The 9,675-nt window shown below is 57.0% G+C and carries 13 protein-coding genes; all 13 read left to right on the top strand.

Features of this window, described 5'->3' with window-relative positions; all coding sequences use genetic code 11:
- Positions 1-40 precede the first annotated feature (40 nt).
- On the top strand, positions 41-286 hold the full coding sequence (locus RR842_RS08200) for a hypothetical protein (protein ID WP_332729436.1): 246 nt from the start codon (positions 41-43) through the stop codon (positions 284-286).
- A complete protein-coding gene (locus RR842_RS08195) occupies positions 283-750 on the top strand; it encodes a hypothetical protein (RefSeq protein ID WP_332574308.1) in 468 nt (155 codons plus the stop codon). Before RR842_RS08200 ends, RR842_RS08195 begins: the two co-directional genes overlap by 4 nt.
- A gap of 705 nt (positions 751-1,455) precedes the next feature.
- Positions 1,456-1,857 (top strand): hypothetical protein, encoded by a 402-nt coding sequence (locus tag RR842_RS08190; protein ID WP_332574309.1) that lies wholly within the window; start codon positions 1,456-1,458, stop codon positions 1,855-1,857.
- A 49-nt stretch (positions 1,858-1,906) separates the two neighbouring features.
- Positions 1,907-3,283: a hypothetical protein gene (locus tag RR842_RS08185; RefSeq protein WP_332574310.1), complete on the top strand. Its 1,377-nt coding sequence runs from the start codon at positions 1,907-1,909 to the stop codon at positions 3,281-3,283.
- Complete coding sequence (locus RR842_RS08180) at positions 3,280-4,731, top strand: phage portal protein (RefSeq protein ID WP_332729435.1); 1,452 nt, start codon at positions 3,280-3,282, stop codon at positions 4,729-4,731. The genes RR842_RS08185 and RR842_RS08180 overlap by 4 nt, the downstream gene beginning before the upstream one ends.
- A complete protein-coding gene (locus RR842_RS08175) occupies positions 4,685-5,878 on the top strand; it encodes a hypothetical protein (protein WP_332729434.1) in 1,194 nt (397 codons plus the stop codon). Before RR842_RS08180 ends, RR842_RS08175 begins: the two co-directional genes overlap by 47 nt.
- A 473-nt stretch (positions 5,879-6,351) precedes the next feature.
- A complete protein-coding gene (locus tag RR842_RS08170; RefSeq protein ID WP_332574313.1) occupies positions 6,352-6,792 on the top strand; it encodes a hypothetical protein in 441 nt (146 codons plus the stop codon).
- 9 nt (positions 6,793-6,801) lie between these two features.
- Positions 6,802-7,689, top strand: coding sequence for a phage major capsid protein (locus tag RR842_RS08165; RefSeq protein ID WP_332574314.1), 888 nt, complete (start codon positions 6,802-6,804; stop codon positions 7,687-7,689).
- A 2-nt stretch (positions 7,690-7,691) separates the two neighbouring features.
- The gene (locus RR842_RS08160; RefSeq protein WP_332574315.1) at positions 7,692-7,928 is read left to right on the top strand and encodes a hypothetical protein; all 237 of its coding nucleotides are present in this window, start codon (positions 7,692-7,694) and stop codon (positions 7,926-7,928) included.
- Between the two features lie 3 nt (positions 7,929-7,931).
- Positions 7,932-8,330: a hypothetical protein gene (locus RR842_RS08155; protein ID WP_332574316.1), complete on the top strand. Its 399-nt coding sequence runs from the start codon at positions 7,932-7,934 to the stop codon at positions 8,328-8,330.
- Complete coding sequence (locus RR842_RS08150; RefSeq protein ID WP_332574317.1) at positions 8,317-8,652, top strand: hypothetical protein; 336 nt, start codon at positions 8,317-8,319, stop codon at positions 8,650-8,652. The genes RR842_RS08155 and RR842_RS08150 overlap by 14 nt, the downstream gene beginning before the upstream one ends.
- Positions 8,645-8,920: a hypothetical protein gene (locus RR842_RS08145; protein ID WP_332729433.1), complete on the top strand. Its 276-nt coding sequence runs from the start codon at positions 8,645-8,647 to the stop codon at positions 8,918-8,920. Before RR842_RS08150 ends, RR842_RS08145 begins: the two co-directional genes overlap by 8 nt.
- Positions 8,921-9,304: 384 nt before the next feature.
- The coding region (locus RR842_RS08140; protein ID WP_332729432.1) for a hypothetical protein at positions 9,305-9,675 on the top strand (371 nt) is incomplete at its 3' end.

The raw sequence follows: 9,675 nt of genomic DNA, 5'->3' as shown, positions 1-9,675 counted from the left end.
TTAGCGAGTGGCTGATAGGGCGCGGGGGAGGTGTGAGGATATGACAGATTTAGGCCCACTACAGGGCGTGCCGATGGTGCGTGTACTTGATGGTGATGGCAATGAGGTGATGCGCGGCTGGTATGCGCGCCACGAAAACCGCCAGCCTTGCGTGGTTGATGATGCGCTTAGACCTGAGGACGTCGACCACTTGGTGCTACACGATGAGATCGCTGATTGGGGCATGCCGCGCAAGATGATTGCGACCAAGGTTACGCCGCCGCACACGATAGAGGTGATTAAATGACGCACGACCGCGAGGTGATGAGGTATTGTGTTAACGACTACCTGCTATATGTTCGCAGCCTTGATGCGACGATGCGGGCGATAGAGGGCGATATCGCCTATCAGAACGCCCGGCTGCATCTGTTGGGGGTGTCCTACGATGGCGGCGGTGGTGCCGCTAACAAGGACGCGCTACCCGATGGGGTCGTAAAACTGATGGAGCTGCGCGACAAATGGAGTGAGGAGTACACGCACTGTGCCGAAGACCTTGAGTTCGCACGCGTGCTGTGCAAGCCAGCCCATGTGAGCAGATGGATAGTGTGGTTGCACACAGTGGATCGGCTTACGTGGGAGGGAGTATCCAGGCGCGTCGGGTACAGCCGGAGGCAGACCATCCACTTCGCAGAGGCAGGTACCAGAGAAATATACTATGCGATGCCGGAGTTGTGGAGGCGCGACCCGATACCTAATGCAGCGGCGATCTAAAAAGACTGCACGTTTTTGCACGGTTAAACCTGATATTCTGTATGGGTCAAAAAAAACAAAGCAAACCTAGGCCGTCCAAAAGGGCGGCTTTTTTATGCCCTGGTAGGGGGACAGCGATGATACCTGTTGATTACTTGATCAGATCAGCCCTGCGATTTGATACGGCCGTGAGCCGGGCGATGTTGAGAGCCTGCGGCATCCGCGTGCCCCACAGGCTACCTGCTACCGGACGGATAGTCCGAGCTGACCTGTACGCTGGTCTTGATAGGTGCTTCGCAAACAGCGGGTCACCGATGGATGGGCGCCATGGGTAAGCCAAACCCACGGACTAAGAACGGGCATGCCCGCCGTAAGCTGCGAGCAAGGCTATCCGCTGAGGGCAGAGCGTGCCACCTCTGCGGGCGAGTGATTGACTACTCGCTTCCTGCGGGTGACCCCATGAGCTTTGAAGTAGACGAGCTAGTACCCGTATCACGCGGGGGCGACCCACTCGATTACACGAACGTAGATGCCGCGCATCGCATCTGCAATCAGCGACGGGGGAACCGCATGCCAGGGGATGCGGGGGCGCGTCGACTTCGGATAATAAGAAGCAGAGCTTGGTAAGGTCAGGGGGCTATACCCTCCCCCTACCAGCAAGGCTACCCCACAGGCACAGTGCCTTTTTCTCAAACCAGACTTACAGTTTGTAAACGGAGGTTTTACATGACCGCGAAGGGTCCCGTTACGGATACCGAGCGGGAGTTCGTACGCTCTATGTTCCCGCAGTTAAGCGTTGCAAAGATTGCGGAAAAGCTGGGGCGCTCTCGCCCCTGCATCAACAACATCGTTAAGGCCGAAAACCTGCGCGAAAAGTGTAAACAACAGGCGCCGAGTGACGATGGGGGCTGTAACGCACCCGATGGCGCGCTAGCGCGCCTGAGGGAACTGCGCGAGATGCTTCGCAGGTCCATAAAAGAGGCCAGCGCAAAAGAGATGCCCGGTCTTGCCCGGGAGTACCGCGCCACGGTCGAACTAATCGACAAAATGGAGGGAGGCTCCGAGGATGATACCAGCGCAGCTTTTGACACCCTCGCTAAGTCTATCGCGCAGCGCATGTCCGCCTAGGCATTGCATTGCGCAAAGCGCTGGTGTCGGAAATCTTGCGCAAGAGGTCATGGAGACGGCTCGGCTCGCTGGGTACGAACAGCTCGACTGGCAGGTTGATGTTATCGGGATATGGTCTACTTTTGACAAACACGGCCAGTGGGTGCACCGCCGAAACGGAGCCTCGATACCTCGGCAGACGGGTAAGTCGGTCGACGGTATCCTGTGGGCGCTTTTCCTCGTATCCGTGATGGGGTACAAGGTGCTCTGGACGGATCACAACTACTCAACCACGTGCGAGATGCTCAGCAGATTCAGAAAAATTCTTGGGCGCCATCCCAACGACAACTACGGTATTAAGGCATTCAACCGGCTTGTTATGTCGGCCAGTTCCAAGACCGCGCAGGAAGCATTCGAGCTTAGCAACGGTGGCGTTCTTGCCTTCTCTACGCGCACCAAGTCAGCGGCGCTTGGGTACAGCTTCGACGTGATTTTTTTAGACGAAGCCCAAGAGCTGCTGTCCGAGCACATGCAGGCGATCATGCCCACGACTTCGTCGGGGGCGAAGCATAATTTTCAAGCGGTATTCCTTGGCACGCCGACGCGCGCGGGAAGCAATGCGCAGAATTTCACGCAGATGCGAAACGAGGCTCTTTGCGATGAGTGCGGCGACGATCTGTCGTGGCTTGAGTGGGGCGTGTCAGAGGTGGGGGACGTACTCGACGAATCGAGACTTTACAGCGTCAACCCCTCTCTCGGATCAGGTCATGCCGACATCAACGCTATCCGCTCAGGCATACGCTCGATGCTGCCGGACGAACTGGCCGCAGCGCAAGAGTACTTTGGCTACTGGTTGCCTGGAACTTCAGCTTCCACGGTCATACCGGCGGGAGCATGGGAGGTGTGTGTGACGCAGCACCCGATGGAAACTGGGCGACTTGCCTTCGGCGTGAAGTTTTCCCTTGACGGGTCGATGGTTGCGGTTTCGTGGGCGCGAGCCGAACGCGGCGGGGCGGCATACGTCGAACTTTACGAGATAGCAGGAACGCCAAGCAGCACTACGTGGCTCTCTGACATGCTTCTGCGCAATGCCGACAAGATAGCGGTGTGTGTTATTGACGGTAAGTCGGGAGTTGCGGCGCTTGTACAGCGCCTTATAGACGGTGGTTTCCCTAAGCGCGCCATTGAAGAGGGGACACCGGCAAAGGTGCAAGCGGCGGCCTCGATGTTCGTAGATGAGGTTAGTGCGCAGAGCCTCTCGCACATCGCCTCACCGACGCTTGATGAATCGGTGGTGCAGTCGGTGCGCCGCGTTATAGGAAAAGACGGCTTCGGGTTCGGCGATGGGGCGGGGTCGCTCTCATGCCCGGTTGAATCCGCATCGCTTGCGCTTTACGGAGCGCGCACGACAAAAAGAAACCCCGGGAGGAAGGTAAAAATACTGTGACAAGCCCTATGGACTTAACGCCTGTGCGATCGGTTACGGGCATGACAGATGATGAGCTTCTAACCGTAAACGCCCTCCTGGCTACCTGGTGGCGCAAGCGCGGAAGAAACGCGCTGCGGGAGCAGTACTACTCGGCTCATAATCGCCTGCGCGATCTCGGCATAGCCGTTCCGCCACCCCTGCGAAAAGTGGAAACGTATGTCGGGTGGCCCGCCAAGGCGGTTGATGCCATGGCTAACCGCGCCGTCTTTGAGGGATATACCTTCCAGGGAACAGATACGAACATCCAGCTCGACGCGGTGGTTGGCGATTGTGACTTTGTCTCGGCGTATTCGCAGGCGGTTACCGACGCCCTCGTATCGTCCTGCTCTTTTCTCTGCATCACGAAAGGCGGGTTCGGGGAGCCTGACGTTATCGCCTCGGCGCATTCGGCGCGCGACGGAGCTGCCATATGGGACTACCGCCTCAACCGCATCAAGTGCGGCATGGTGGTTGCCGATGTACGCCGCAACTCAAGCGGCCGCGTGATTGGGCCCGCGCTCGTAAACGTCTTTACCCGAAGTGAAACGCTAGTGCTGCGATGGAACCGCAATGGTCGCTGGGTGTTGGAGGCACGCGAGTCTAACCCACACGGCGTGCCCCTCATGGAGGCTGTGCGCTATGCTCCAAGGCTGGGGCGGCCGTTCGGAAAGTCGCGTATCAGCCGTCCGGTAATGGCGATAACCGATTCTGCGGTACGCGAAGCCCTACGCTCGGAAGTGGCCGCTGAATTCGTTGCCGCGCCCCAGAAGTACATCATGGGCGCTACCGATGACATCTTTGACGACAAGACTAAGTGGGAAGCCTACATGGGTAGCTTCCTCGCGCTCGGCCTTGACGAAAACGGTGAGCGTATGCAGGTTGGTCAATTCCCCCAAGGTAGCATGCAGTCACACACCGAGTATATGCGCGATCTTGCCGCCCGGTTCTCCGGGGAAACGGGCGTGCCGGTAAGCAGCTTAGGCGTTATACACGACAACCCTTCATCCGCCGAAGCTATCTATGCGGCGAAGGAAGACTTGGTTATTGAAGCGTCGAATTTCAACAGAGATAACCGCTCTGCTTTGCGGCGTATCGGACTGCTCATGATGGCGGTCGCTCAAGGCGTCGCCGTGGGAGATTTAACGGACGCCGACAAGACGATACAGCCGCGCTTTATGAACCCTTCACTGCCGTCGGTTGTAAGCCAGTCGGACGCGATGGTACAGCAGATTGGCGCTATCCCGTGGATAGGCGAATCACGTGTTGCGCTAGAGCAACTCGGCTACGATGACGCCCAGATTATGCGACTTATGAGCGACAAAAAGAGAGCCCAGGCAAACGCCGTGGTTGCGTCGCTTGTTGCACCTAAGGAGGCACCTGTTGGAGATACCGCGCAAGATGTTGGATCAGCTAACGACGGAGCTTAACGCTTTTTCCGCTGCGGGTAGGCAGATGGTGCTTAACGCCTTAGCCAGCGCAGAGTGGAGCGACGTGTCGGAGCTGCGGGCAATCGCGGTCGAAGTAATGGAGATGGTCTGCGGTGAGATGACCGACCTAGCCGCCGCGCGGTCAGCTGAATTCTACGACGAATTGAGAACGGCAGCTGTCGGCAAACGCTTTGGTGCTTTTGCGGAGTCGATGCGAGAGCCCAAGGCTACGGAGGGCGCGGTAAAGGCGCTCATAGAATCCGTAAAAAAGCCGGGAGCTACCGACCGCTTTACCCGGGAACTCACCGACCGGGTAGATTATGAGATTAAGAAATCAGCGGGGGATTGCATTGGGTTCAATTCCGCGCGCGACCCACTCAAGCCAAGATATGCGCGGGTACCGGCGGGCGCAGAAACGTGTTCGTTTTGCCTGCTTATCGCGTCGTTCGGGTTTGTCTACGGGTCGAGTGGGCACTACCACGCGGACTGCGACTGCCGTATCGTGCCGGAGTTTGGGGGGATGGGCGTCTCTGGGTACGACCCAGACGGCATGTATGCGCGAAACAAGAAGTGCCTGGAGACACTCGGCGGTCGCGAGGGAATCCGCGCAGATTGGGAAGCGCTCCCGAAGGAAAAGCGCGAGGCATACATTGCGCGCCATGGAGGAAAACAGGGACAGGCGTTTGATGCCTACGTTAATAAACGCCTGTCGGCCGAAATAGGAACCCGCGACCCGAAGTGGTTTATTGATGGCGCAAGATGCGAGATTGCAAAAGAGCAAGGAGCGAAGCCCTTGCCGAAAGAAACATCTGCGGCGAACGTCTTGGCAGATAATGGATTTGGCGTGCGGTTCATAAAGGAAGTCAACAAGACAGGTATCAAGACGGCCGATGCGCGACTGAACGGTTCTCCCTGGGAATTCAAGATACCCGAGAAGTGGAACGAAAAGACTGTCAAAAACCAAATGAAACGAGCGTTGGGCAAAGGAACAGATAGGCTGCTGCTCAGTGGTTCCTTGAACGGCGCAAGTCTCGATGACATGGAAACTGGGATTCGTCGCATCTTTAGTAATGGCGAATTCGCCGAGATCCGCCAGGTGCTGATAGTCGATCACGGCGGTAGTATGAGGAGGGTTGTGCGGGCATAGGAAAGGCGGCTCCAGACACCGGTGAACTTAACCCCGGTAGGAACCGCCTTTTCTACCCATAATTATACCATGAACCCTCCGTCATCGGCGGATTTTTTTATGCCTCGGGGAGGAGCAGGTATGAAAGACGTAGTTCGGTGCGCCCATTGTTCCAGCGCCGCCCTTAAGCCACCGTTTGGCTTTGTTGGTCAATCGGCGCTTTATTGCACGGAGCGCGCGGGGAAAGTGGATATAGACGACGGATGCACCTTTGGAGCCTCCGGCGAGCCTCGTGTTGCCGCCGATGGATGCAACATACAGCTTGGTGATGACGCAGCAAAATACGGATGGATGGGTAGGCTCTAGCCCCCACCAACTAAAACCTAGGAATCTAGCCACCTTACGAGGTGGCTTTTTCATGCCCAGAACACGGGCATATATCGTACGCCCCCGCACGGGGGCTGTTGTCCCGCACGGGACGAAAGGAGGACACCATGTCCGAAGCAAACGAAGAGCCAACACCCAGCGAGCAAGAGCCGCAGGGCGATACCGACTGGAAAGTCGAAGCACGCAAATGGGAGGCGCGCGCAAAGGAAAACAAAGGAGCGTCCGACGAACTGAAAAAACTCAGAGACGCCCAAATGAGCGAGCTTGAAAAGGCAAAAGCCGAAGCGGAAGAAGCCAAAGCTGAAGCCCAGAGTTACAAGCAAGAAAAAGAGCGCGCCGCGTTGGTAAACGCAACGGCTGCGGCAACGGGTGTTCCGCCCGAAGTGCTACGCGGATCCACAAAAGAAGAGATCGAGGCGCACGCCGAAAGTCTCAAGGAATATTTCGCGAAACCGACGGCGCCGACAATCAACTTAGGCAAGCCGTCAAACAACGAACCAGCAGGTGAAAGAGAAGACTTTGCCCGAAAACTATTCGGGCGAGAGTAGGAGAACAGAATGGCAGTAGAATCTTTAAGCACGGCAAAACTTATCCTCCCTCGCGAGGTAGCGAAGGGCATCATTCGGAGATCGCGTGATACGTCCACCATTCAGGCGTTGTCCCCGTCAACGCCGCAGCTTTTCAAGGACATTAACCATATCATTTTTAGCAAAGAGCCAGAGGCAGAATTTGTCGCTGAAGGCGCGGCTAAATCGCCCACGTCCGCCGAGTTCACGCCCGTTTCTGGGGGCGTCCACAAAGCGCAAGTTACCATCCGCATGAACGAAGAAGTGCAGTGGGCCGATGAAGATAACCAGCTGGAAATCATGGACGCCATCATCGACGCTGCGGGCGGCTCTCTTGGTCGTGCGCTGGACTACGGCCTTTACCACGCAATCAACCCCTTGACTGGCACGGTAATCGCGGGCTGGAATAAGCTTACCGCCAAGGGCAAGGCAGTTACCACCACGGGCAACCCGCAAGATGATATTGATGCGCTTGTCGACAAAATCAATAATGATTTTGACGTAAACGGTCTGGCGCTCTCGAAGCAGCTCGCTAACGATATGCGCAAGCTGCGCATCGGCTCTACTGGTCAGCGCGTATATCCCGATATCCCGCTTAACTTGCAGGTTGGCAACGTCGACGGTATCGCCTCTGCGGTTTCGGGCACGGTTAATGGGCGCCTGGCAACCTCGCCGACAAAGGTTCTCGGCATCCTTGGCGATTTTTCCAACATTAAGTGGGGCGTTGTGCGCGACCTCGGTATGGAGGTCATCACGCAGGGCGATCCCGATGGCTTGGGCGACCTCAAGCGTTATAACCAGGTGGCATACCGCACGGAAATCGTATATTCCTGGACGGTGCTTGACTACAACGCTTTTGCAGTCCTTAAGGCGGTGTAGTCATGGGTACTAGTATCCCCGTAGTTGCACGGGCTGTTGCGGCAGCGGATGCAACGGTATCGGCGTCTATTATCCCGACCGATGTTGTGTTTGTCGGCTGGGATGGTATGCCGGTTGACGTGATTAACCCCGCAAAGGCGGCAAAGGTCGCCAAGGCGGCAGGAGCATCACCGACCAAGGCAGAGTTTGACGCGCTTATCGATAGTCTTACTTCTGCGGGTATCTTGGCGGCGGTGTAGCCCATGCAGCCGTTTGCGACAACCGCACAATACGAGGCTCGCTACGGCACACCGCCCGATGTTTACCTGCTCGAAGAGGTCCTAAAGGACGCAACGCGCGAGATAGCGGCAGCGCTTGACCGCGCGGGCATCCCCTACGTTAGCCCAACGCCGGACTATGCCGAAAAGCTCATGCAGGCGTGCCGGTCTATGGCTAACAGGGCGGTATCATCGGTATCGTCGGACGTGCCAGCGGGGGCAACGCAGATTAGCCAGGGAGCCATAGGGCTCTCTGCCACCTACACGCTGGGAAACCCCTATGGTGAGGTGTATATGTCAAAATCCGAGCGTCGCTTACTAGGCATCGGCGGGCAAAAGATAGTGGCAGTGTGGCCATATGGAGGTGCTGATGTTTCGGGGTAAGCGGGTGACCGTCCGGCGGTCAACGACACACTACGACGACGACCGCAATCCAATCGAGACGTGGGCGGAAGAGGTCGTGGACAACGTGCTTGTTGTTCCCGGCGCCACCCATGACATTGCGGGCGTGTCGCGCCCGAGCGGGACGATGGTGGCGTTTACGCTAGCCTTCCCGTGCACTTATGCGGGCGCGCTGCGTGGTTGTCGAGTTGTGATCAGTGGCGAGGTGGGCGAGTACGCCGTGATAGGCGACCCTCGCCCGTGCCGCGATAATTGCCCAACCGCTTGGTGGATGCGCGCGGAAGTGGAGGCTTGCAATGGGTAAGGTCGAGGTAAAAATGTCTAGCTCGGGTTGTAAATCGGTGCTTAAATCAGGCGGCGTCAAGGCAGATTTGCTATCTCGCGCACAAGCAATCGCGGCATCCGCTTGCGCGAAAACGTCTCCGGATACCATGTCGCTTGACCCGTTTATGGCGAGAGCCCACACGGGTCACGTATCGGTAAAAGCGCGCGCCTTCGCTGCCACGCCACACGGCAAGGCAGCATCCAACAAAAACGCGGTGCTCTTAAAAAGCCTTGACGCGGGGAGGTAGCTATGGACGTGGAAAAAGCTTTGTGTGTCCATCTTGCGAGTAGGCTCACGGTGCCAGCGCACTACGACGTACCACATGACCGCCCCGCGGAATTTGTAACAGTAGAGCAAACGGGCGGAACGTCGAGTGTGTACGGTATAGGAAGTAAAAGTCTGCTAGTCCAGTGTTGGGCACCATCGCGCAAAACGGCGGCGGCGATTGCTGATCGGGTCAAGACAGCCGTACGCAGCCTAACCGACGTGAGCAACATAACCGGCGTACACATCGCATCGGAATACCGCGACCGCGATATGGACAGCGGCACCCCTAGATGGTGCCTGCTGGTTGATATAACCGTAAACGACTAACCCGCCGAAGCGGGTTTTAATCTTTAAGGAGATAAACGTGGTAAAAGACTACAACAAAAACAATGACGACAACGTCAGCTCCGGCAAAGGCGTAGCGGGCGGGTACCTTTTCCGCGCGCCGCTGGGAAGCATCAAGCCGGTCGACTTTACAGCTCCGCTCGACGCGGCGTTTAAGTGCTGCGGCTTTATTAGTGAGGACGGCGTGTCCTTTGCCACTGAGTCAGACACCGAAGAGTTAAAGGACCTGAATGGCGAAACGATGCATGTCGCCAAGTCATCCAATAGTGAACAGTTCACGACCGTCCTTGCGGAAGTAAAGGCGCTTACGCAGGGAATCTTGTACGGCGAGCAAAACGTAACAGACGCAAACGGGATGATTACCGTCCACATTAAGGGCGCGGAAACCGA

The organism is Gordonibacter sp. (assembly GCF_036667095.1).
Classification (GTDB): domain Bacteria; phylum Actinomycetota; class Coriobacteriia; order Coriobacteriales; family Eggerthellaceae; genus Gordonibacter.
This window is presented reverse-complemented; position numbering and strand designations above follow the sequence as displayed.